Genomic DNA, 21,765 nt, shown 5'->3' on the forward strand with positions numbered 1-21,765 from the left:
CGTACGAGAACCCCCCGCTCTACAGGCGCAAAGGAATCCGTCCATGACTCCTCCTGGTTCCGGACTTCAAGCAGGCCTCAAGAACCGGCACCTGACGATGATCGCCATCGGCGGCGTGATCGGCGCCGGCCTGTTCGTCGGTTCCAGCTCCGGCATCGCCGCGGCCGGACCGGGCATTCTGCTGTCCTACGCCCTCGTCGGCACCCTCGTCGTCCTCGTGATGCGCATGCTGGGCGAGATGTCCGCGGCCAACCCGACCTCCGGCTCCTTCTCCGAGCACGCCGACCGCGCGCTCGGCCGCTGGGCCGGTTTCTCCATCGGCTGGCTGTACTGGTTCTTCTGGGTCGTCGTGCTCGCCGTCGAGGGAACCGCGGGCGCCAAGATCCTTGCGGGCTGGGTACCGGCGGTGCCGCAGTGGGGCTGGGCCCTCATCGTGATGCTGGTGCTGACCGCGTCCAACCTCGTCTCGGTCGGTTCCTACGGCGAGTTCGAGTTCTGGTTCGCCGGCATCAAGGTCGTGGCGATCGGCGCGTTCATCGTCGTCGGCCTGCTCGCGATCTTCGGTGTGCTGCCGGGCGCGCACGCCGACAAGGCGTCCTTCGCCAACCTCACCGACCACGGCGGATTCCTGCCGCACGGTCCGGGCGCGATCCTCACCGGTGTCCTGCTGGTCGTCTTCTCCTTCATGGGCAGCGAGATCGCCACCCTGGCGGCCGGTGAGTCGGAGGACCCGCAGCGCGCGGTCACCAAGGCCACCAACAGCATCATCTGGCGTATCGGTGTCTTCTACCTCGGCTCGATCCTCGTCGTGGTCACGCTGCTGCCGTGGAACGACCCGTCGCTGGAGAAGCAGGGTTCGTACGTCGCCGCGCTGAACTCCCTCGGCATCGCGCACGCCGGCGAGATCATGAACGTCATCGTGCTGACGGCGGTCCTGTCCTGTCTCAACTCCGGCCTGTACACGGCCTCCCGCATGGCCTTCTCGCTCGGCCAGCGCGGTGACGCGCCCAAGGCGTTCGCCCGCACCACCTCCCGCGGTGTGCCGATGGCGGCGATCCTCGCGTCGGTCGTCTTCGGCTTCGTGGCCGTCTTCTTCAACTACGAGTTCCCCGACACCGTCTTCCTCTTCCTGGTCAACTCCAGCGGTGCGGTGGCCCTGTTCGTGTGGCTGGTCATCTGCTTCTCGCAGCTGCGGATGCGCCGGATCATCCAGCGCGAGGCGCCGGAGAAGCTCATCGTGCGGATGTGGCTCTACCCCTACCTGACCTGGGCGGCGGCCGCGGTGATCGTGGCGGTCCTGGTGTACATGCTCTTCGACACCGAACACGACGGCCGGGAGACGGTGCTGCTGTCGCTGCTCGTCGCGGCGATCGTGGTGGGCATCTCCCTCGTCAAGCAGAAGGTCGCGGGCAACCGTCCGGCCCCGGCCGCGGAGGCCGCGACGGACAAGGTCTCCATCGGCTGACCCACGCCCTCACACACAACGGCCGCGGGGCCTGACGAACGTCGTCAGGCCCCGCGGCCGTTGTGTGTGCCGGGCTGTGCTCAGCGCTTGCCCGCGAACTTCCACGCGGTGGGCAGCAGGCCCATCGCGAGGGCGGCCTTGAGGGCGTCGCCGATCAGGAAGGGCACGAGACCGGCCGCGACCGCCTGGCCGAGGGAGAGGTGGGCGGCCAGGGCCAGGTACGGCACGCCGACGGCGTAGATGACGGCCGAGCCGAGGACCATCGTGCCCGCCATGCGCAGCGGGGAGCGGTCGGCGCCGCGGCGGGCGAGGGCGCCCACGACGGCGGAGGCGAGCAGCATGCCGAGGACGTAGCCGAAGGACACCGCGCCGGCGCCGGACTCACCGCCCGCGAACCACGGCACGCCGACCATGCCGGCGACCGTGTACAGGGCGAGGGAGAGGAAGCCGCGGCGGGCGCCGAGCGCGGTGCCCACCAGCAGCGCGGCGAAGGTCTGGCCGGTCACCGGCACCGGCGAGCCGGGCACGGGCACCGACAGCTGTGCGGCGAGCCCGGTGAGCGCGGCGCCGCCGAGCACGAGGGCGGCGTCGCGGACGCGGGACGCGGGCAGCAGGTCGGCGAGGACGGTACCCGGTCGGGCGCTGACGGTGGCGGTGCTCATGGGGACTCCGCGGGGTGGAGGGGACAGGTGGGAACATCGCGACGCTATACCGGCGCCCCTCATCCGATCACCGTCAGCGCTCGACAAAGGGTTGATCGCCCCCTTGGTGGGCTCCGCACAAAGAGTGCCGCTCACACCGGGTACGGCGTGACGACGGTCACTGAGGTGGAGTGCTCCAGCAGACTCGGCGAGCTGACACCACGTCTGTAGGGATCCACCAAAGGGCCGGTGGACATCGGTCCGGTGACCCGCGGGCGTCCCGGTCGGGGGCCCAGCTGTCGCCGTCCGGGACGGGGGCGGGCCGGTCACGCGCGGCGCGGTGGCGCGGCCGACCGGGCCCGCGCCCGCGTCGGTGGGCGGGCACGGTGCGCGGCTCGCCGGGCTCGGGCCGGTCCGGGGTCCGCGGTGCCGCGGCGTTCACGCGGGGTGGGCGGCCGCGTGCGCGTCGAGCCGGCCGGCGCCCGGTTCGCGCCCGGCGGGCGCGTGCGGCGGTGCCGTACTCCTCGGTGGCGCCGCCGGACCCGCGCGGCCGGGTGGCGGCGCGGCGCGGGCCGGAGCACGAACCGCCCGCCCCGCCAAGGGCGTTGGCGGGGCGGCGCCGATCGTGGTGCCGGCCCCGGCCGCGGCGCGGCGCCCCGCGCCGCCGGGTCAGGGACTCGCCGCCGCGCTGTCCGCCGAGGTACCGGTCCGTGCTTTCGGCGGCGGGTCGTCCGGTGGCGCCGGCCGCGTCGTCCCGCGATCCGCCGAGCGCCTGCGACCGGATCACCGGCCCCCGCGCCGTCGACCACCACGACGGCCTGCCGCGCCGACCGCGCCGGGTGACCGTCGCCGGTGGCGTGGCGGTCGGCGTCGACGGCGACGAGAGCTGCTCGATCGAGGGCGACGCGTCGCACCGCACGCCCGCACCCGCCCCCGTACAGGCCCCGCACAGGCCCCGTACAGGCCCCGTACAGGCCCGCGGCGACGTAACCGGAATCTCACTCTCCGAATGCCGGGTGTCCGGATATTGAACGGCTTCTCCGCGTGAACGGACAGGGCGCCCAGACTGGGTTGATTTTTACCCGCCTATCGCATCGGGAGAGCCGCGCCCATGCCCACCAGCACCCGCTCGGAGACACCACGACTGGCGGACAATCCCGCCCTTTCCCATGGCCTCAAGCAGCGCCATCTGTCGATGATCGCCCTCGGCGGCGTGATCGGCGCGGGCCTGTTCGTCGGGTCGGGCGCGGGCATCGCCGCCGCCGGCCCGTCCATCGTGATCGCCTACACCCTCTCCGGGCTGCTGGTGATGCTGGTGATGCGGATGCTCGGCGAGATGTCGGCCGCCTACCCGTCCTCCGGCTCCTTCTCCGCCCACGCCGAGCGGGCGATCGGGCCCTGGGCCGGGTTCGCCGCGGGCTGGTCCTTCTGGGTGCTGCTGTGCACCGCCGTCGGCCTGGAGGGCATCGGCGCGGCCAGGATCGCCCAGGGCTGGGTGCCCGGCAGTCCGCAGTGGATGTGGGTCGCCCTGTTCATGCTGGTCTTCCTCGGCACGAACCTGGCCGCCGTGAAGAACTTCGGCGAGTTCGAGTTCTGGTTCGCCGCGCTCAAGGTCGGCGCGATCTCGCTGTTCCTGGTGCTCGGCGTGCTCGCCATCACGGGCGTGCTGCCCGGCACCGACTCCCCCGGCACCTCCCACCTCACCCACTTCCTCCCGCACGGCGGCCAGGGCCTGGTCATCGGCCTGCTCGCCTCGGTCTTCGCCTACGGCGGCCTGGAGACGGTCACCATCGCGGCGGCGGAGTCCGAGGACCCGGTGCGGGGCGTGGCGCGCGCGGTGCGCACGGCGATGTGGCGCATCGCCGTCTTCTACATCGGCTCCATGGCCGTCGTCGTGACCCTGGTCCCCTGGAACTCCCCCGACGTCGTGACGCACGGCCCCTACGTGGCGACCCTGGACCACCTCGGCATCCCGGGCGCGGGCCGGCTGATGGACGTCGTGGTGTTCGTGGCCCTGCTGTCCGCGATGAACGCCAACATCTACGGTTCCTCGCGCATCGCCTACTCCCTGGTCCAGCGCGGCCAGGGCCCCAAGGCGCTCGCGAAGCTGTCCGGCGGGGTGCCCCGGATCGGCGTGCTGACCTCCTGCCTGGTCGGCTTCGTCTGCGTGCTGCTGAGCTACTGGCGGCCCGACGACGTCTTCCCCTGGCTGCTGAACATGATCGGCGCGGTGATCCTGATCGTCTGGATCTTCATCGCCGTCTCCCAGCTGCTGCTGCGCCGCCGCATCGAGCGCGAGGCGCCGGAGAAGCTCGTGGTGCGGATGTGGGCGTTCCCGTTCCTGACCTGGGTGGCGCTCGCGGGCATGGCCGCGGTCTTCGTGCTGATGGCGCGACAGCCGGACACCCGGGTCCAGCTGTACTCGTCCGGGGCGATGACGGTGGTGCTCGCGGCCACGGGTTACGCCTGGCAGCGGATACGCGCCAAGCGCTGATCCCCCGCGACGCCGACGGCGAGGCCCCCCTGTGCGACACGTGGGGGCCTCCCTTCACGACGGCAGGCCGATCACGGAAGGCCCTCCGCGAGGACGTGACTCGCGAAGAGCCTTCCGCCGTGCGCGCGAAGCGCGTTCAGGTCTCCCCGGTTTCCCCACACATAAGGAATTGACACCCCTCGGACGATCATTACAACCTGTGTTCCTGTGATGACCAACAGTGTGCGGGTACTGGCCGCCGGCGACCGCTTCGTACGGCCCTCGCTGATCACGGCCGCGCTGGCCCGCGAAGCCCGCTGCGACATCAGGGAGTTGACGCTCGACTGGCCGCGGAAACCGTTCGGCAGGGTCGGCGAGGTCCATGAGGCCAGCGATGTGGAGGACGAGCTGATCGCGGCCCTCGCCGGCGCGGACGTCCTCGTCACCCAGACGGCACCGGTCACCGAGCGGGTCCTCACCGCCCGTCCGGAGCTGCGGCTGGTCGCGGTCTGCCGGGGCCGCCCGGTGAACGTCAACCTCGACGCGGCCCGGAGACACGACGTGCGGGTGTGCTGCGCGCCCCGCCGCAAAGCCGCGGCGGTGGCGGAGTTCACCGTCGGGCTGCTGCTCGCCGCCCTGCGGCGCATTCCGCAGGCCCACGACCGCCTTGCCGCGCAGGGGAGTTGGGCGGGACCGAGGTACTACACGTACGAGCACAGCGGCCTCGAACTGGAGGACCTGCCCGTCGGGGTCATCGGCTACGGCGCGGTCGGCAGCCGGGTGGCGCGGGCGCTGGGGGCGTTCGGGGCACGGGTGATGGTGTACGACCCGTACGCGCGGGGCGAGACGCACGGGCTGCGGATGTCCTCGCTGGACGAGTTGCTGCGGCGCTCGCGGGTGATCAGCCTGCACGCCCGGGTCACCGAGGAGACGCGGGGACTCATCGGGGCGCGGGAGCTGGCGCTGCTGCCGCCGGGGGCGGTGGTGGTGAACACGGCGCGGGGGGCGCTGCTGGACGAGGGGGCGCTGTGCGACGCGCTGGAGGACGGGCGTCTCGCGGCGGCGGCCCTGGACACGTACGCCGACGAGCCGCTGCCCGCCGACTCGCGGTTGCGGACGGCCGGGGAGCGGGTGGTGCTGACACCGCACGTCGGCGGGGCGAGCCGGGCGGTGGCGGAGAAGGGGGCGCGGACCGCGGCAGCGGAGGTGGGACGGTGGATACGGGGGGAACGGCTCCACCACTGCCTGACGTGAGGCGCGCGAAGGACGGGCGAACACCCGCCCCGAAGACACGGCCGACGACCGCGCACACCCGCACGCCGCCCGCCCATCCAACACACCCCCCGACCGGAGGCAGGGCGACGGACACCGGCGGAACAGCCCCACCACAACCCGACGAGAACCACACGCGCAGAACGGGCGAACACCCGCCGCGAAGACACGGCCGACGACCGCGCGCACCCGCCCATCCAGCACGGCCCCGCGCCCGGCGAACCGCGACATGGCACGGGCCCGGCGCGGAACCGGGCCCGGCCGGCCGACTACAGGTTGCTGAAGTCCGGCCCCTGCGTCCGGGTCCGCTTGATCTCGTAGAAGCCCGGGACCGAGGCCACCGCCAGGGTGCCGTCCCAGAGGCGGGCGGCCAGTTCGCCCTTGGGGGCCGGGGTGACGACGGGGCCGAAGAAGGCGATCTGCTCGCCGTCGTCGCCGGGCACGGCGATGACCGGGGTGCCGACCTCCTGGCCGACCTTGTCGATGCCCTCCTTGTGGGAGGCGCGCAGCTCGGCGTCGAACTCGAAGTCCTCCTGCTCGGCGTAGTCGATCAGCTCGGCCGGCAGGCCGACGTCGGCGAGCGCGCCGGCGATGGCCTCCAGGGTCGCGCCCTCGCCGTTGTTGTGGATGCGGGTGCCGAGCGCGGTGTAGAGCGGGCCGACGATGTCCTGGCCGTGCTTCTGCCAGGCGGCGGTGACCACCCGTACCCCTTGCCACGCCTGGACGGCCAGCATCTCCCGGTACTGGTCGGGCAGCTCGTCCAGCTTGTCCTCGTTGAGGACGGCGAGGCTCATGATGTGCCAGCGGACCTCGATGTCGCGGAGCTTCTCCACCTCCAGGACCCAGCGGGAGGTCATCCAGGCCCAGGGGCACAGCGGGTCGAACCAGAAGTCGACGGGGGTCTTGCCGGACGGGGAAGCGGTCTCGGACATGGCTCTCCTCAGCGAAACGGTCTTCTGGGAGGAGCAACGACACCGTCACGGAGGGCATTCCCGCTGAACCCGGTCAGGGGCACATGGCAGGATCGGTCCTGTTCAGCCCTCAACCACGCGATCACAAGGGAGTGCCGCCGTGCCCGGTGAGAACCTTTCCCGCGACGAGGCCCGGGAGCGGGCCGCCCTGCTGTCCGTCGACGGATACGACGTGTCCCTGGACCTCAGGTCGGCCGTCGGCGAGGCCGACGGCGAGCCGCGCACCTTCCGCTCGGTCACCACGATCCGGTTCCGCTGCAACGAGCCGGGCGCCACCAGCTTCGCCGACCTGGTCGCGCCGAGCGTGACCGCCGTGTCGCTCAACGGCAAGGACCTGGACCCGAGCGAGGTCTTCGACGGCGCCCGGATCGCCCTCGATGACCTGGCCGCGGAGAACGAGCTGGTGGTCGACGCCCAGTGCGCCTACTCGCGCACCGGCGAGGGCATGCACCGCTTCGTGGACCCCGAGGACGGCGAGGTCTACCTCTACACGCAGTACGAGCCCGCCGACTCCCGCCGGGTGTTCGCCAACTTCGAGCAGCCGGACCTCAAGGCGCCCTTCCGCTTCGAGGCGCGCGCGCCCGAGGGCTGGACGGTGTGGAGCAACGGCGCCGGTGAACTCGTCGACGGCGTCTGGAAGTTCGCGGAGACCAAGCCCATCTCGACGTACATCACGTGCGTGGTGGCGGGGCCGTACCACTATGTGACCGACTCCTACTCCCGTACGTTCGCGGACGGTACGACGCTGGAGATCCCGCTGGGCGCGATGTGCCGCAAGGGGCTCGCGCCGCACTTCGACGCCGAGGACGTCTTCCTGGTCACCAAGCAGGGCCTGGACTTCTTCCACGAGCACTTCGACTACCCGTACCCGTTCGGGAAGTACGACCAGGCGTTCGTGCCGGAGTACAACCTGGGCGCGATGGAGAACCCGGGCCTGGTGACCTTCCGCGAGGAGTTCATCTTCCGCGGGAAGGTGACGCAGGCGTCGTACGAGGCGCGCGCCAATGTGATCCTGCACGAGATGGCGCACATGTGGTTCGGCGACCTGGTCACCATGGCCTGGTGGGACGACCTGTGGCTGAAGGAGTCCTTCGCGGACTTCATGGGCACGTTCGCCAATGTCGGCGCGACCCGCTTCAAGGACGCCTGGATCACCTTCGCCAACCGCCGCAAGGCGTGGGCGTACCGGGCGGACCAGCTGCCCTCCACGCATCCGGTCACGGCGGACATCCGCGACCTCCAGGACGCCAAGCTGAACTTCGACGGCATCACGTACGCCAAGGGCGCCTCGGTGCTCAAGCAGCTGGTGGCGTACGCCGGCCAGGACGCGTTCCTGGAGGGCGCGCGCCGGTACTTCAAGCGGCACGCGTACGGCAACACGCGCCTCGGTGACCTGCTGTCGGTGCTCGGCGAGACCAGCGGCCGGGACATGACGGCGTGGTCGCTGTCCTGGCTGCAGACGGCCGGGGTGAACGCGCTGACCCCGCAGGTGGTCCTCGCGGACTCCCGGGTCTCCGAGCTGGCGGTGGTCCAGGAGGCCCCGGAGTCACACCCCGAACTGCGCCCGCACCGGGTCGCGGTGGGCCTGTACCGGCTCACCGACGGCGGCGCCCTCGAACGGTACGCGCGGGTGGAGACGGACGTGGAGGGCCCGCGCACGGTCGTGGCGGAACTCGCCGGCGCCGAGGCCCCGGACCTGGTCCTGGTCAACGACGACGACCTCACCTACTGCAAGATCCGCTTCGACGCCGCCTCGCTGGCCACGCTCCGGGAGCACCTGGGCGACCTGACCGACCCGCTGGCGCGCGCGCTGTGCTGGTCGGCGCTGTGGAACATGACCCGGGACGCGCTGCTGCCCGCCCGGGACTTCATCGCCCTGGTGCTGCGGTTCGCGGGCCGCGAGTCCGACATCGGCGTGCTCCAGATGCTGCACGCGTGGACGCACACGGCGCTGGACCGCTACGCCTCCCCCGCCTGGCGCGAGACCGGCGGCGCGCTGCTCGCCGAGGGCGCGCTGCGGGAGCTGCGGGCGGCCGGCGCGGGCAGTGAGCACCAGCTGGCGTGGGCGCGCTTCTTCGCCTCGACGGCCACGGCCGAGCCGGACCTCGCGCTGCTGAGGGAGCTGCTGGACGGCACGGCGACGATCGAGGGCCTGGAGGTGGACCAGGAGCTGCGCTGGGCGTTCCTGGAGCCGCTGGCCGCGCACGGGGCGGCCGACGAGTCGGTGCTCGCCGCCGAGCTGGCCCGGGACGACACCGCGTCCGGCAAGCGCCACCAGGTCCGGTGTCTCGCGGCCCGTCCGTCGGCGGCGGTCAAGGCGCAGGCGTGGGCGCAGGTGGTGGAGTCCGACACGCTCTCCAACGCACTGGTCGAGGCCACGATCGCGGGCTTCGACCAGCCCTCCCAGCGGGAGCTGACGGCGCCGTACGCGGAGAAGTACTTCGCGGTCATCGACCGCCTGTGGCAGGAGCGTTCGATCCAGATCGGCATGGACATCGTCAGCGGGCTGTTCCCCGCCCTCCAGGACCGGCCCGAGACGCTGGAGGCGACGGACGCGTGGCTGGCGGCGCACCAGGACGCGGCGCCCGCGCTGCGGCGCCTGGTGCTGGAGGCGCGGGACGACCTCGCGCGGGCGCTCCGGGGGCAGGAGTGCGACGCGCGGGCGCGGTGATCCCCGGCCTGAGCCTGGGCGGTCGGTGACCGTCACGGGGTGCGCGCCCTGACGGCCGTGGCCCCTGGTCCGCACCCGGTGGACCAGGGGTTTCCGGTGTCCTTTCGGCGTCCGAACACCTGGCCTTTAGTACTACCTTGTCCGCATTTCTCGACGACCGTGTAACAGCGGTTAAAGGGGGGACCAAGGGTGGGCATGCGAGGGGCATGACGCACAACACCCCCCTTTCCCCCCGCCCCCTCGGCCACCTCGGCCGCCTGGCCGAGGCCCACCAGCGGGTCCTGACCACGGCCCAGCTGCGTGCCCACGGGGTGACCGCGGCCGAGCTGTCCGCACGGTGCCGCGCGGGCGGGCCGTGGACCCGACTGCTGCCGCACGTCTATCTGCTGCACCCAGGACCCCCGACGGACGAGGAGCGGCTGCACGGCGCCCTGCGGTACGCGGCCCGTGAGCCGGCGTCCGGTGTGCCGGTCCAGCCGACGGGGCGGCACGCGTACCGCCCGCCCTACCCGGGCGCGGTGCTCACCGGCCTCGCGGCGCTCGCCCTGCACGGCTTCGCCTCGACACCGCCGCTGCCGGACCTGGAGCACGTCGACGTCCTGGTGCCCCGGCAGCGCCGGCTGCGCTCCACCGGCTACGTCCGCGTCCTGCGCACCCCCGACCTCCCCACCCCCCGCACGGTGACGGGGTTGCCGGTGGCACCGGTGGCGCGGGCGCTGGCGGACGCGGTGGCGGAGCTGCGGGACGCGGAGGCGGTACGGCGGCTGCTGACCGAGGCGGTGCGCGCGGGACACTGCGAACCGGCATCCGTCGTACGTGAGCTGACCCGGGCGAAGCTGCTCGGCCTGGCGCATGTGGTGGACGCGGTCGACTCGCTGGTGGCGGAGGGCCGCGCCATCGCGGAGCACCGGCTGTACCGGATGGTCCGCGAGTACGGCCTCCCGGACCCGCTGTGGAACGTCGACCTGCGGCTGCCCGGCGGCCCCCACCTCGGCGCCCTGGACGCGTACTGGCCGGACCAGGCGGTCGCGGTCGAGCTGGACACCCGCGCGCTCCACCGGCAGTCGACGGGCGCGGTCGACCCGGCCGACCCGGCCGACGCCTTCGACGCGGACGCCGAGTGGTCGGAGTACGCCCGCAGGCGGGAGCACCTGGAGCGGCTCGGGATCACGGTCGTCCACCTGACCCCGAGGAAGCTGCGGGACGCGATGGAGCAGCAGGCCGCGGTGGTCCGTACGGCCCTGATGGCGGCGGACGAGCGCGAGCCCGCCGCCCCCGTGGTGGTCCTGCCCCGGTAGCGGGTCAGGGGCCCTCCTGGCTTTCCGGGGCCTCGTGGTGGACGTGCAGGTCGCCGTTCATCACGGTGAAGACGGTGCCGTGGCCCTCGGCCGTGTTGTTCTGGGTCGGACCGGCGGCCTCCGGGTCGGCGCCGGGGCCGTCCTGGTGGACCTCGACGCGGTTGCCGTTCCCGGCGACGACCGGGCCGGAGGCGTCGCCTCCGATGCGGATGGAGTGGCGGGACACGGGGCCTCCCTGGGGCGTGGGGTCACTGTTCGCGGGTCAGGAAGAGCGTTCCGCAGCTGAAGCACTGCACGCCCTCCTGGTAGGTCTTGGTCATGGTCGTGCTGACCTTGGCGGAGTCGTTCCCGATGAGGGTGATCGTCGTGGTGGCCTCACCGATGAGGTCGGTGCAGGAGCCGCTGCTCGTGTCGTAGATGGGCCGCTCGGCACTGAAGGTGTCGCCGCTGCCGGTGAACTCGGTGCTCGCGTCCTGGCCGCACGCGTCGCGCCCCCGGGAGACGTATCCGCCGCCCGACGCGTCGAACTGGTACGTGGCACCGTCGCTGCCCCTCCAGCGGCCGGCGAGCCCGGTCTCCGAGGAGCTCGACGAACTGGACGAACTGGACGAGCCGGAACGGCTCTCCGCGAACGAGTGCACCGCCTGACTGATGACGACCCTGCCGACGACGACGGCGACGATCACGGCGACGATCTTGAGGACGACGGAGGCCCCCGCCGCGGAGGCCCCGGCCGCGCCCGCTCCCGCGGCACCCGCGCCCACCGCCCCCGTTCCCGCCGCGCCGGTGGCCGCCGAGGCCCCCGCGTGCGCGGCACCGGCGGACTGCGCGGCGGCCCCGGCCTTGGCGGCGCCCGCCTTGGCGGCGCCCGCCTTGGCCGCACCCGCTTTGGCGGCGCCCGCCTTCGCCGCGCCCGCGGAATGCGCACCGGCGGCGTGGGGAGCGGCCGCATGGGGCGCCGCCGCGTGCGGGGCGGCCGCGGAATGCTGGGCCGCCGCCTGGTGCGCCCCCGCGTGCGGTGCCGCGGTCGTGTGCTGCGCCGCCGTGGTGTGCGCCGCCGTACCGGGATCCACCGAGGTGGCGGGCGTGTGGGCCGCCGTGCCGTGGGCGCCCGCCGCGTGGGCGGACGACGGGTCGGGGCCCGTCGGGCCGGAGGACGCGAGGTTCGAGGCGCCCCCGTCCGGCTGGGGCAGCGTGCCCGGCGCGTTCGCGGCGTGCGGGGGAACGTACTGGTGGGCGCCCGCGGCCGCGTCGGCGCCGTGGAGGTCGCCGAGCTGGCGCCACAGCACGGCCGCCTCGCCGAGCAGGACGGCCGCCATGACCCGGCGGCCGGTGAGCAGGCTGCGGATGCCCTGCTCGTGGGTGAAGTACGCGACGGCCTGCCGGTCGCCGGCCAGCCGGGCGGCGGGCAGTCCGCGCTCCAGCAGCCTGCCCCACACGCCGAACCGCAGCGAGCGGGCCAGCGCCGGGGACGCGGCGCGCACGATCCGTACCGCCAGCTCGGGGCGTCCGTCCCGCTCGGCCAGTTCGGCCACCACCTCCAGGGCACGGGCGTGTTGCTCGACCTGCGCGGCGGTGGTGGCGGAACGGCCGATCCAGCCGGCGAAGTGGTCGCACAGCTGCTCGACGGAGAAGGGCTCGGGGTCGCGCTCGCGCAGCACCGGTACGACGTCGGGCACGGCGCGGTAGCCGCGCTGCGTCTGCTCGGCGAGGCCGAGGTCCACCAGGCGGCCGCAGAGCACGGCGGTGTCGGACGCGCCGCAGAGGGCCTCGATGTGGCCGACGTCCAGGTCGGCGTCGTCGAGCGTGGTCAGCAGCCGCAGGACGCGCAGCGGTTCGGCGTCCAGCCGGGCGAGCAGCAGCGGCAGCAGGTCGCCGACCTCGCCGGGACGGGGCAGCGCGGCGGCGTCGGACGGCTCCAGGCGGGTGAGGGCGGCCGCGCGCAGCAGCAGCAGGGGCCGCCCGGACGACGTCTCCCACAGGTCGCCCGCCGTCTCTCCCTCCGGGCCCGCGGCCACGGGTCGGCCCAGTTCGCGCGCGAGGAGTTCCAGCGCGGGGGCGCGGCCGATGCCGTCCAGGCGCAGGGCGGTGCCGTCGCCGAGCAGCGATCTGTCCCGTCCGGCGACGACGAAGGTGGCGTCGGGGGCCGCGTCCATGAGGGTGCGCAGGCCCTCCGGGGAGAAGTCGGCGTTGTCGACGTAGACGGTGACGCGCACACCGGTCATCAGGCGGCGCAGTTCGGGGCCGGAGGGGGCGTAGCCGCGGGTCTCGTAGCAGGCCTCGAACATGTCCTGGGCGAGGTCCTCGGGTTCGCGCCGGGCCGCGTCGAGGAAGAGCACGCCGTCGCGTTCCGGGGTGAGGGTGCGGGCCGCGTGCCGCAGCAGGGTGCTCTTGCCGACGCCGGGCGCGCCCCACAGCTGGACCGGACCGCCGTCGCGGACGGCGGTCGCGAGTCGTGCCAGGTCGCCGTCCCGGCCGAGCGGGGCCGCCTGCCGCCGGGGCAGCAGGGACACCCGGTCGCGGCGCACCGGCCGGGGCCGCTGTCCCTCCATGAGGAGGGTGACCGTCGAGCCGTGCTGGGCGTCGATGACCACGTTGTGGTCACCGGCGACGACCGGGCCGCCCGCGTCGCCCGCGATGTCGATCCGCCGCGCGGACCCCTCGCCCGCGGACCTCGCGCGTTCCGGCGTTTCGCGTTCCGGCCGTGCCCCGCCGGCCCCCGTGGGCCCGTTCGCGTCCGTGTTCGCCATGACAACCCCCGATGTGCCGTGCACCGTGCCGGCGGCGCCGGAACCCTGTCGCGCCGGCGCCCTGTCGCCACGCTAGCCACCGGCGGGCGCCGGGCTGCCGTCAAAGTACGGGTTTCCCCGATGATTCCGAGCGGCTTCGGAATGCCCGACACCACCTCTGCACAAGCGAGTTCAGGATTCCGGGTAGGCGATCTCGGCGAGCAGCGCGAGGTTCTCGACGCGCACGGTGCGGTAGCCGGTGGTGACGGCGCCCGAACGGCGCAGCCGCCGCAGCGCCTTGTGGACGCTGGGCTCAGCCGCGCCCGCGAGGGTGGCCAGTTCGGTCTGGGTGATCGGCCAGTGGATCACCGCGCCGGCGCCCGCGCGCTCCCCATATGTCATCGCCAGGTGGTGCAGCACCCGGGCCAGCCGGGTGCCGACGTCGCAGCCGGTGAAGTTGATCCGGTGGGCGTTGGCGAGGCGCAGCTTGGCCACGATGGCGCGGTTCACGGCGTCCGCGATCCGCGCGTCCCGGCGCAGGCAGTCCAGGAAGGCCGCCCGGGTCATCATGCGGGCGCCGACGGGTCCGCAGGTGGTGACCGTGGCCGAGCGGGGCTTGCCGTCGACGGCGGCCAGTTCGCCCACCAGGTCGCCGCCCATGCGCACGGCGAGCAGCGCGTCGCGCCCGTCCTGGGTGCGTCCGGTGGCCTTCACCACGCCGTCGAGCAGGACGAGCACGAAGTCGGTGCGGTCCGCCTCCCGCATCAGGATCCGGTCCGCGTCGTAGCGCACCCGCGTCCCCAGCGCCAGCAGCCGGGCGCGCGCGTCCGCGCCGAGGCCGCCGAGCAGGCTGGGCGCCGGCCAGTCCCACTCCTCGCGCGGCCGCCGTCCGGCGCGCGCGACGGACCGTGTGCCGTCCACCATGGCCCCAGTATCCCCGCCCGACCCCGTATTCCTACGAGTTGTGCGCACCCGGTTGCGGGAAGACTGGAGTACGTCCCCTCCCGCCGAGCCGAAGCAGGTCCCATGAACGCCGAGTTGGAGTACCGGGCCGTGCTGGCCGTGGACGTCGAACGGTCCGCCGGGCGCGGGGACCGGGCGCTGTTCGAGATCCGGGCGCGGCTCACGGAGATGGTCGAGGAGGCGTTCGCCGCGAGCGGTGTCGACTGGGCCGCGTGTCTGCGCCACGACCTGGGCGACGGGCTGCGCGTGACGGCCCCGGCGGGCACCCGCAAGGCGGCGCTCGTCCATCCGCTGGTGCCCGAACTCGCGCTGCGGCTGCGGACGTACAACCGCGGGGCCTCGCCGCTGACCCGGATCCGGGTGCGGATCGCCCTGCACGCGGGCGACGTCCGGGTGTCGCCGGACGGGGACGTCGCCGGGAGCCCGCTGGAGGTCCTCGCCCGCCTGCTGGACGCGCCGCCCGCGCGGGCCGCGCTGGCCGGGGCGCCGGAGACGGTGCCCGCCTCGCTGCTGCTGTCCGGGCACTTCTACGACGAGACGGTGCGGCACGGCCATCTCGGTCTGTTCCCCGAGGACTTCCGCAAGGTCGGCTTCACGGTGAAGGAGCACACCGCGGACGCCTGGCTCCAGCTGCCCGGCTGGCGGCTGCCTCCGCAACCGGCGCGACCCGCGGGGCCGGGAGGCGTCCGGGAGGCCCCCGCCGGCCCGATGTCCGATGCCGGGTCGGGCCCCGAGGCCGACCCGGAGACCGACCCGGAGGCAGGTTCGAAGGCCGGTTCGAAGGCCGGTTCGAAGATGGTCAACAAGGCATCCGGCCACGGTGTCGTCTACGCCACCCAGCACGGCACCCAGCACATCCGGATCGAGAACCGGATCGAGAAGAAGCAGTGAGGAAGGCCGCCATGAACGACGAACTGACCGTGCTCGCCGAGGCCGGGGCCGCCGCCGTGGTCACCGCGATGGCCACCGACCTGTGGCAGGAGACCCGCAGCGCCGTCGTCGCCCTGTTCCGCCCGGACCGCCGCCGCCGGGCCGCCCTGGAGACCCAGCTCGACGGCAACGCGACGCTCGTACGGGAGGCGGCGGACCCGGACGCCGTACGCCAGGCGCTGTTCGCCTACTGGACCCTGGAGCTGACCTCACTGCTGCACCGCGACCCGGCGGTCCGCACCGCGCTGGAACGGCTCGCGGCCGCCGTGGGACCGGGCCTCGGGGGCGGGGCGCCGGGGCGGGAGCTGCGGCAGACGAACACGGCACGGGACTCCGGGACCGTGTTCGCCGTACAGCAGGGGAACCAGAACGCCTACGGCGCGAAGGCGGGCCCGGCGGAGCAGTCGCAGCGCTAGTCGCCGCAGTACTCGGCCTCCAGCACCGCGTCCGTCCCGCCCGCCCAGTCCCCGTTGAAGTTCGCGGCCAGCGTGTGGCGGCCGTCGGGTGTCGCCGCCGCGACCGAGGTGGAGCCCTGGATGTCACCGGTGTGCGTCCAGACGTGGACGCCGCAGGACAGCCGCCGGTCCATGAGACCGAGGCCGTAGCGGACGTCCGGGTCCTCCTCGACCTCCACGGTGGTCTCCATCTCGGCCAGCTGCCGTGCGGGCAGCAGCCGTCCGCCGAGCAGGGCGGCGTAGAAGCGGTCCATGTCGGCCGAGTCGGAGATCATCGCGCCCGAGGCGGCGGCGAGGGAGGGGTCGAGTTCCGTGACGTCGTACGGCGCTCCCGCCGGGTCGCCCAGTTTCGAGTAGGCCCGGCTGCTGGGCCGCGGAAGGGTGACCGCCGCCCCGGGCACGGACGTCGCCGTCAGACGCAGCGGATCGATGACCCGCCGGGTGATCTCGGTGGCGTACGAGTGTCCCGTCGCCCTCTCGATGACCAGCCCGGCGAGCACGTAGTTGGTGTTGGAGTAGCGCCAGGAGGTGCCCGGCGCGAAGTCGGGGGCGTGGCGCATGGCGAGGGCGACCAGCCGGCGCGGGGTGAGCCTGTCGTAGCGGTGTTCCCGGAAGCCGTCCTCGGTGAAGTACCGGGCTCGGAAGTCCTGGTCGGCGGTGTAGCTGTGGACACCGCTGGTGTGGCTGAGGAGCTGGCGCAGGGTGATGCGGCGGCCGTCGTTGCCGTGACCGTCGACCAGGCCCGGCAGCCAGGTGTCCACCGTGTCGTCCAGGGACAGCCTGCCCTCCGCCTCCAGCTGGAGCAGGACGGTGGCGACGAACGTCTTGGTCAGACTGCCGATGCGGTAGCGGTCGTCCGCCGACCGGGACCTGCCCGTGCGGAGGTCGCCGGCGCCTGCGGTGGCGGACCAGGTCCCGCGGCGATCACGGACGGTGACGGTCACCCCCGGAACGCCGGACCTCACCGCCGCGTCGACGGCACCGAGGGTCGCGGCGTGGGCGGGGGCGGCCGGGGTCGTGAACGCGGTCGCGAGGGCCGTCGCGAGGAGCAGGGTGGCGCCCGTCAGGACGGTGCGAGCCGGCATGTCTTCCCCCAGCCTGTGTGGTGCGGTGGCCGGAGGAAGATACCCGGTCAGCCCTTCGGGAGCACGAGTTCGGTGTTGCGGTCGGCCGAGGTGCCCGCCAGGTTCGTCTTCGCGCCGGGAGCGTTGAAGGCCAACTCCCGGTAGAGGGAGGCCAGTCCGGTCTGGGAGAGGTCGGTGAAGTCGGTGCGGGCCGGGGCGGCGGACTCGATCAGCGTGGTGAACAGGGAGATCGTGCCGTCCTTGTTGTCGACCAGCTCGATGATGCGCGCGAGGTGCGGGTGGTCGATGTGGGAGGCGGTGGAGATCTCCCAGAAGGGGTGGCCCGCGCCGCTCTTGTGCGGGGTGATCTCGTTCTCGTGCTTGTGCCCGTTGACCCAGGCCAGCACGTTGGCGTGCCGGGACAGCAGGGCGACCAGCTCGGCGCCGGTGTGCCGCATCTCGCCGGGCCGGGCCGGGTCGGGGCGGGTGTTGGTCATCGAGTCGCTGGTGTGGTGGCTGAAGACGACGGCGTAGGAGTCCTTGTTGTCCCGCAACGTCCGGTCCAGCCACCTCAGTTGGGCGGTGCCGACGGAGCCCTGGTAGTGGCCGCCCGCGTCGGTGGTGTCGAGGCTGACGCCGATGACGTCCTCGGAGATCCGGAAGGCGTAGTACTGGGTGCCCGCGTCGAGGTTCGCCGAGGAGTAGCCGTGCCCCGCCGGGCCGTGGCCCTGGTAGGCGGGGTCCAGGTGGGCCTTGAGGTACTCGGCCTGGGTGTACAGGGCACGCGACTCGTCCGGCGTCACCGAGCGGGTGCCGCTCGCATGGGCCTTGAGGAACTCCCGGTAGCCGACGCCCTTGGGGTCCTCGCCGCTCCAGATGGAGTCCTGGAGCTTCCCGGCGTCGGCGGCGCTCACGCTGAACAGCTTCCTGCCGCCGACCGCGGCCTCGGCGAGGTAGGGGTCGCCGTGGGCGCCGTACAGGCCGCGCGGGAGGGCGTCGTGGTTGCCGACCGTGGAGTACCAGGGCAGGTTGAGCCCGGGGCTGCGCACCTCCCGGACGGCGGCGGCGAGGAAGCCCTCCAGGTGCGGGAAGCCGAGCGCCTTGTCGCCGTCGCCCGCGGCGGACTCGGGCTGCCAGTACAGCGACAGCCCGCTGTTCTGCACGCCCTCGTAGTGCCTCGGATCACCGGTGTTGGGGGTGATCCGGCCGCCGCTCATCACCTTCATGAACCACTCCAGCTCGCAGCGGGCGTTGTTGTCGGTGTTGTCGCCGGTGGTCATGACGAAGTGCAGCGGGGCGCCGGTGACGGGCGCGCCGCGCAGCGCGTTCACCCGTTCCACCAGCGAGACGGCGCCGGGCACGGTGAGCGCCTCGTGCGGGCGCCAGACGTCCTGGTGGGCGGCGCGCAGGTACTCCAGGCGCAGCGGGTGCTGCACGTCCTGGAGGTGCAGGTCGGTGAACTGCACGAACGCCGCGAGGGGTGCCCGGCGCCGGTCCCGGCCCACCTTGGGGCCGGCCAGCTCGGTGCGTACCACGCGCTGCCAGCCGGGGCCGTCGGCCAGGCGCCGGTAACCGGAGCCGTGCGGGGTGGAGACGGTGGCCAGGGTGGTGCCCGTGCGGTAGGGGGCGAGCGGGGTGGCGGCGGCCGGCCCCGACTGGGCGGCCGGCGTCTGGTCGGTGGCGGCGCTGGTGGCGGCTTCGCTGTCGGTGGGGCGCAGGGCGTAGCCCACGCCCGCGCAGAGCGAGAGCGCTCCGGCGGCGGCGAGGACGGTACGGCGGTCGACCCCCGCGGTGGCGGCGGCGACAGAGCGTAGGCGCGACATGATGCGATCTCCCCGAGTGCGAACGCGTCGGCAGTGGCCGCGGGCCGTCACGGACGCGAACGCCCCGCTTCCCTAGGACCCTTGGCAACGGGGATGGCATGTATGCGAACGCCACGGCAACACGCGGCGCCGATCACCCGTACGTGGACCTCCGGTACTGGCGCGGTCATGGACTCGTCCGCGTGTCGCCGGAGGACGGTCGCCTTCTGTTCAACTACCGGGGTAGGGAGCCGCCCCGGCCCCCGGACAGGCCGTCCGCCCGGACCCGGGCCGGACCGCCTCGATCCGGGCGCGCTCGGCGGCCACGGCGGCGTCGCCGACGGTCCACCGGGTCGCGTCCCGGCCGCCGCGGCCGATCTCCACCAGCACGTGCTGGCCCGGACGCGGATCCGGTCGCGCGTCCCCGCCGAGCAGGAAGCCGACCCGCGTCGGCCCGTGGGCGGGCCGGTACGACCGCTCGACGGCCACCGTGACCCGGCTCCGGGAGCCCTGCGGCGCGACCTCCACCACGGTCCCCTCCACGATCACCTCGGCACAGGCCGGCGCCTCCCGGGGACCGGTCGGCCGCCCCGCCTTGCCCCCGGGTGCGGCCCCGTCCGACGAGACGCCACCGCCGCCCGGGTGGGCGCCGAGCCAGCCGATCCCGGCGAGCAGGCCGAGGACGGCGGCCGCGGCGAGAGAGGCCGAGACGACGCGGAAGGGGCGGCGCACCCGGTTCCCGACCGGACGCGCGGTGCGGACGGGGCGTGCGGGCACCGGAGGGTCCAGCTCCGCCGCCAGTCTCCCCAGCCCCGCCCTCAGCACCGCGACGTCGGCCTCCGCCGCGCGGTGCTCGGCCAGGAACGCCGGGTCCCGGCGGGCCTCCTCCGGCACCGGTTCCCCCGTGATCGCGGCCATCAGCGCGTCCAGGCCGCCGTACGGGTGCTCTCCGCGCTCCTCCTGCTCCTCGTGCTCATCGTGCTCCTCGCTGACCCCGTGTTCCTCGTGCTCCTCGCTGACCCCGTGCTCCTCGTACTCCTCGCTGTCCCCGTGCTCCTCGTGCTCCTCCTGGTCCTCGCGGTCCCCGTACCGGCCGTGCTCCCCGTGCCGGCCGTGCTCCCCGTTCCCGGCGGTCATGTCACACCACCCCGTCCTCGTGCAGCCGGGCGCGCAGGGCGCGGACCGCCGTGTGCAGCCTGCTCTTGACCGTGCCCTCGGGGATGCCCAGGGCCTCGGCGATGTCCCGTACGGGCAGATCGGCGTAGAAGCGCAGCACGAGCACCTGGCGCTGCGCGGCCGGGAGTTCCTCCAGACCCCGGGCCATGGCGAGGGACAGCACGCTGGACTCCTCGCCAAGGGCGCACGCCGGAGCGCGCAGCGCGGCCAGCCGCTCCCCCAGCCGTTCCTGGCGCCGCCGGGCCCGGTGCCAGTCCATCGCGAGCCGGGAGGCGACCACCGCGGCCCACGCCGACACGTCCCGCGGCGCCTCCTGTCCGCTCGCCGTCCGCTCCAGCAGGCGCAGCCGCACCTGCTGCACCCCGTCCGCCAGGTCCGACTGCGGCACCCCGCCGAGTGCGAGCACCGCCCGGACCCGCCGCTCCTGGGCGGCGTCCAGCGGATCGTCGCCGGTGCCGCCGTGCGCGTGCGCCGCCCGGCCGCCGTCCGCGCCGTGCGCGCCGTCCGACGTACGCGCCGTACCGCCGCCGTCCCGGCGCGCCCCTCCCCAGAGCACGAGCCACCCCCTTCCCCGTCCGCCCCTACGACGCGGCGCCGGGCGGAAACGTTCACGCCGTCTGCGGGGGCGGGCGGAGGCGTACGTCACACCGTCGTATGACCGTGAACCGCACGGGCAGGGGAACGCCGCGGAACCGGAACCGTCCGCGCGGTCGACCGTGTCCCACTCCTCGGGCACATGTCGCAAAGAATTGGACAGGTGGACCGGGGTCGGCCGCATCATGGAAACGCCCCGGTCATCCCGGGACGGGGCAGGAATCGGACAGAGGGAGTCGTCGTGAGGGTCGGAATCGTCGGAGCCACCGGTCAGGTCGGCACGGTCATGCGCAGGATCCTCGCGGAGCGGAACTTCCCGGTCACGCAGCTGCGCCTGTTCGCCTCGGCCCGCTCGGCCGGCACGGTGCTGGACGGTGTGACGGTGGAGGACGCGGCGACCGCCGACTACACCGGCCTCGACATCGTGCTCTTCTCCGCCGGCGGCGCGACCTCCAAGGCGCTGGCCGAAAAGGTCGCCTCGCAGGGCGCCGTCGTGATCGACAACTCCTCGGCGTGGCGCCGGGACCCCGAGGTACCGCTGGTCGTCGCCGAGGTGAACCCGCACGCGATCGCCGACCGCCCCAAGGGCATCATCGCCAACCCGAACTGCACCACCATGGCCGCGATGCCCGTCCTCAAGCCGCTGCACGAGGAGGCCGGCCTGGAGGCCCTGATCGTCGCGACGTACCAGGCGGTGTCCGGTTCCGGCCTCGCGGGCGTGGCCGAGCTGCACGGCCAGGTGCAGAAGGTCGCCGCCGAGGCCGACAAGCTGACCCACGACGGCGCGGCGGTCGACTTCCCCGAGCCGCAGGTCTACCAGCGCACCATCGCCTTCAACGTGCTCCCGCTGGCCGGCTCGATCGTGGACGACGGTCTGAACGAGACCGACGAGGAGCAGAAGCTGCGCAACGAGTCCCGCAAGATCCTGGAGATCCCCGGGCTGAAGGTCTCCGGCACCTGCGTGCGCGTACCGGTCTTCTCCGGCCACTCCCTCCAGATCAACGCCCGGTTCGCCCGCCCGATCTCCCCCGAGCGCGCGACCGAGCTGCTGGCGAAGGCCCCGGGCGTCGCCCTCTCCGACATCCCGACCCCGCTCCAGGCGGCCGGCCAGGACCCCTCGTACGTCGGCCGCATCCGCCGCGACGAGACGACGGACAACGGCCTCGCCCTGTTCGTCTCCAACGACAACCTCCGCAAGGGCGCCGCGCTGAACGCGGTGCAGCTCGCGGAGCTGGTGGCGGCCGAGCTGTCCGCCTGACCA

Annotated in this window: 17 protein-coding genes; 8 read left to right on the top strand and 9 right to left on the bottom strand. The window is 73.5% G+C overall.

Annotation, left to right across the window (positions count from 1 at the left end; genetic code table 11):
• Positions 1–43: 43 nt before the first annotated feature.
• Positions 44–1,465 carry an amino acid permease gene (locus QSK45_RS26440; protein WP_285561148.1) on the top strand — a complete coding sequence of 474 codons (1,422 nt, stop codon included), beginning with the start codon at positions 44–46 and terminating at the stop codon, positions 1,463–1,465.
• Between the two features lie 80 nt (positions 1,466–1,545).
• Here QSK45_RS26440 and QSK45_RS26445 read toward each other — a convergent pair whose 3' ends face one another.
• Entirely contained in the window at positions 1,546–2,127 is a 582-nt protein-coding gene (locus QSK45_RS26445) for a biotin transporter BioY (protein ID WP_285561149.1), read from the bottom strand.
• Between the two features lie 1,090 nt (positions 2,128–3,217).
• Here QSK45_RS26445 and QSK45_RS26455 point away from each other — a divergent pair.
• Both QSK45_RS26455 and QSK45_RS26460 read left to right on the top strand, forming a co-directional pair.
• Entirely contained in the window at positions 3,218–4,600 is a 1,383-nt protein-coding gene (locus QSK45_RS26455; RefSeq protein ID WP_285561151.1) for an amino acid permease, read from the top strand.
• A gap of 210 nt (positions 4,601–4,810) precedes the next feature.
• A complete protein-coding gene (locus QSK45_RS26460) occupies positions 4,811–5,833 on the top strand; it encodes a 2-hydroxyacid dehydrogenase (protein ID WP_285561153.1) in 1,023 nt (340 codons plus the stop codon).
• 287 nt (positions 5,834–6,120) lie between these two features.
• Here the strand turns inward: QSK45_RS26460 and QSK45_RS26465 are convergent, their stop codons facing one another.
• Positions 6,121–6,783: a mycothiol-dependent nitroreductase Rv2466c family protein gene (locus QSK45_RS26465; RefSeq protein WP_285561155.1), complete on the bottom strand. Its 663-nt coding sequence runs from the start codon at positions 6,781–6,783 to the stop codon at positions 6,121–6,123.
• A gap of 139 nt (positions 6,784–6,922) precedes the next feature.
• Between QSK45_RS26465 and pepN the strand changes: the two genes are divergently transcribed.
• On the top strand, positions 6,923–9,493 hold the full coding sequence (gene pepN / locus QSK45_RS26470; protein WP_285561157.1) for an aminopeptidase N: 2,571 nt from the start codon (positions 6,923–6,925) through the stop codon (positions 9,491–9,493).
• Between the two features lie 206 nt (positions 9,494–9,699).
• Positions 9,700–10,791 (top strand): hypothetical protein, encoded by a 1,092-nt coding sequence (locus QSK45_RS26475; protein ID WP_285561159.1) that lies wholly within the window; start codon positions 9,700–9,702, stop codon positions 10,789–10,791.
• Positions 10,792–10,795: 4 nt separating this feature from the next.
• Here QSK45_RS26475 and QSK45_RS26480 read toward each other — a convergent pair whose 3' ends face one another.
• The 3 genes from QSK45_RS26480 to QSK45_RS26490 all read right to left on the bottom strand — a co-directional run bounded on the left by QSK45_RS26480 (position 10,796) and on the right by QSK45_RS26490 (position 14,444).
• A complete protein-coding gene (locus QSK45_RS26480) occupies positions 10,796–11,017 on the bottom strand; it encodes a hypothetical protein (protein ID WP_285561161.1) in 222 nt (73 codons plus the stop codon).
• A gap of 22 nt (positions 11,018–11,039) precedes the next feature.
• On the bottom strand, positions 11,040–13,541 hold the full coding sequence (locus QSK45_RS26485; RefSeq protein ID WP_285561164.1) for an ATP-binding protein: 2,502 nt from the start codon (positions 13,539–13,541) through the stop codon (positions 11,040–11,042).
• A 171-nt stretch (positions 13,542–13,712) separates the two neighbouring features.
• Positions 13,713–14,444: a Crp/Fnr family transcriptional regulator gene (locus QSK45_RS26490; protein WP_285561167.1), complete on the bottom strand. Its 732-nt coding sequence runs from the start codon at positions 14,442–14,444 to the stop codon at positions 13,713–13,715.
• Between the two features lie 102 nt (positions 14,445–14,546).
• On the opposite strand from QSK45_RS26490, the gene QSK45_RS26495 reads away from it, so the two are divergent.
• Positions 14,547–15,374, top strand: a complete 828-nt coding sequence (locus tag QSK45_RS26495) for a hypothetical protein (RefSeq protein WP_285561168.1) — start codon at positions 14,547–14,549, stop codon at positions 15,372–15,374.
• 11 nt (positions 15,375–15,385) lie between these two features.
• Positions 15,386–15,829, top strand: a complete 444-nt coding sequence (locus tag QSK45_RS26500; protein ID WP_285561169.1) for a hypothetical protein — start codon at positions 15,386–15,388, stop codon at positions 15,827–15,829.
• Here QSK45_RS26500 and QSK45_RS26505 read toward each other — a convergent pair.
• The 4 genes from QSK45_RS26505 to QSK45_RS26520 form a co-directional block, all read right to left on the bottom strand.
• Positions 15,826–16,953: a serine hydrolase domain-containing protein gene (locus tag QSK45_RS26505; RefSeq protein ID WP_285561171.1), complete on the bottom strand. Its 1,128-nt coding sequence runs from the start codon at positions 16,951–16,953 to the stop codon at positions 15,826–15,828. The genes QSK45_RS26500 and QSK45_RS26505 overlap by 4 nt on opposite strands.
• A gap of 47 nt (positions 16,954–17,000) precedes the next feature.
• Entirely contained in the window at positions 17,001–18,755 is a 1,755-nt protein-coding gene (locus QSK45_RS26510) for a TIGR03767 family metallophosphoesterase (protein WP_285561174.1), read from the bottom strand.
• Between the two features lie 210 nt (positions 18,756–18,965).
• A complete protein-coding gene (locus QSK45_RS26515; protein ID WP_285561176.1) occupies positions 18,966–19,871 on the bottom strand; it encodes a hypothetical protein in 906 nt (301 codons plus the stop codon).
• A 1-nt stretch (position 19,872) separates the two neighbouring features.
• The gene (locus QSK45_RS26520; RefSeq protein WP_285561482.1) at positions 19,873–20,349 is read right to left on the bottom strand and encodes an RNA polymerase sigma factor; all 477 of its coding nucleotides are present in this window, start codon (positions 20,347–20,349) and stop codon (positions 19,873–19,875) included.
• A 396-nt stretch (positions 20,350–20,745) separates the two neighbouring features.
• Between QSK45_RS26520 and QSK45_RS26525 the strand changes: the two genes are divergently transcribed.
• On the top strand, positions 20,746–21,762 hold the full coding sequence (locus QSK45_RS26525) for an aspartate-semialdehyde dehydrogenase (protein ID WP_285561178.1): 1,017 nt from the start codon (positions 20,746–20,748) through the stop codon (positions 21,760–21,762).
• Positions 21,763–21,765: the final 3 nt, after the last annotated feature.

Source organism: Streptomyces hygroscopicus subsp. hygroscopicus (assembly GCF_030269125.1).
Lineage (GTDB): Bacteria > Actinomycetota > Actinomycetes > Streptomycetales > Streptomycetaceae > Streptomyces > Streptomyces hygroscopicus_C.

Coding starts and splice junctions, on each gene's coding strand:
- QSK45_RS26440 (WP_285561148.1), top strand. CDS start 44: ATGACTCCTCCTGGTTCCGGACTTCAAGCAGGCCTCAAGAACCGGCAC.
- QSK45_RS26445 (WP_285561149.1), bottom strand. CDS start 2,127: ATGAGCACCGCCACCGTCAGCGCCCGACCGGGTACCGTCCTCGCCGAC.
- QSK45_RS26455 (WP_285561151.1), top strand. CDS start 3,218: ATGCCCACCAGCACCCGCTCGGAGACACCACGACTGGCGGACAATCCC.
- QSK45_RS26460 (WP_285561153.1), top strand. CDS start 4,811: ATGACCAACAGTGTGCGGGTACTGGCCGCCGGCGACCGCTTCGTACGG.
- QSK45_RS26465 (WP_285561155.1), bottom strand. CDS start 6,783: ATGTCCGAGACCGCTTCCCCGTCCGGCAAGACCCCCGTCGACTTCTGG.
- QSK45_RS26475 (WP_285561159.1), top strand. CDS start 9,700: ATGACGCACAACACCCCCCTTTCCCCCCGCCCCCTCGGCCACCTCGGC.
- QSK45_RS26485 (WP_285561164.1), bottom strand. CDS start 13,541: ATGGCGAACACGGACGCGAACGGGCCCACGGGGGCCGGCGGGGCACGG.
- QSK45_RS26490 (WP_285561167.1), bottom strand. CDS start 14,444: ATGGTGGACGGCACACGGTCCGTCGCGCGCGCCGGACGGCGGCCGCGC.
- QSK45_RS26495 (WP_285561168.1), top strand. CDS start 14,547: ATGAACGCCGAGTTGGAGTACCGGGCCGTGCTGGCCGTGGACGTCGAA.
- QSK45_RS26500 (WP_285561169.1), top strand. CDS start 15,386: ATGAACGACGAACTGACCGTGCTCGCCGAGGCCGGGGCCGCCGCCGTG.
- QSK45_RS26505 (WP_285561171.1), bottom strand. CDS start 16,953: ATGCCGGCTCGCACCGTCCTGACGGGCGCCACCCTGCTCCTCGCGACG.
- QSK45_RS26510 (WP_285561174.1), bottom strand. CDS start 18,755: ATGTCGCGCCTACGCTCTGTCGCCGCCGCCACCGCGGGGGTCGACCGC.
- QSK45_RS26515 (WP_285561176.1), bottom strand. CDS start 19,871: ATGACCGCCGGGAACGGGGAGCACGGCCGGCACGGGGAGCACGGCCGG.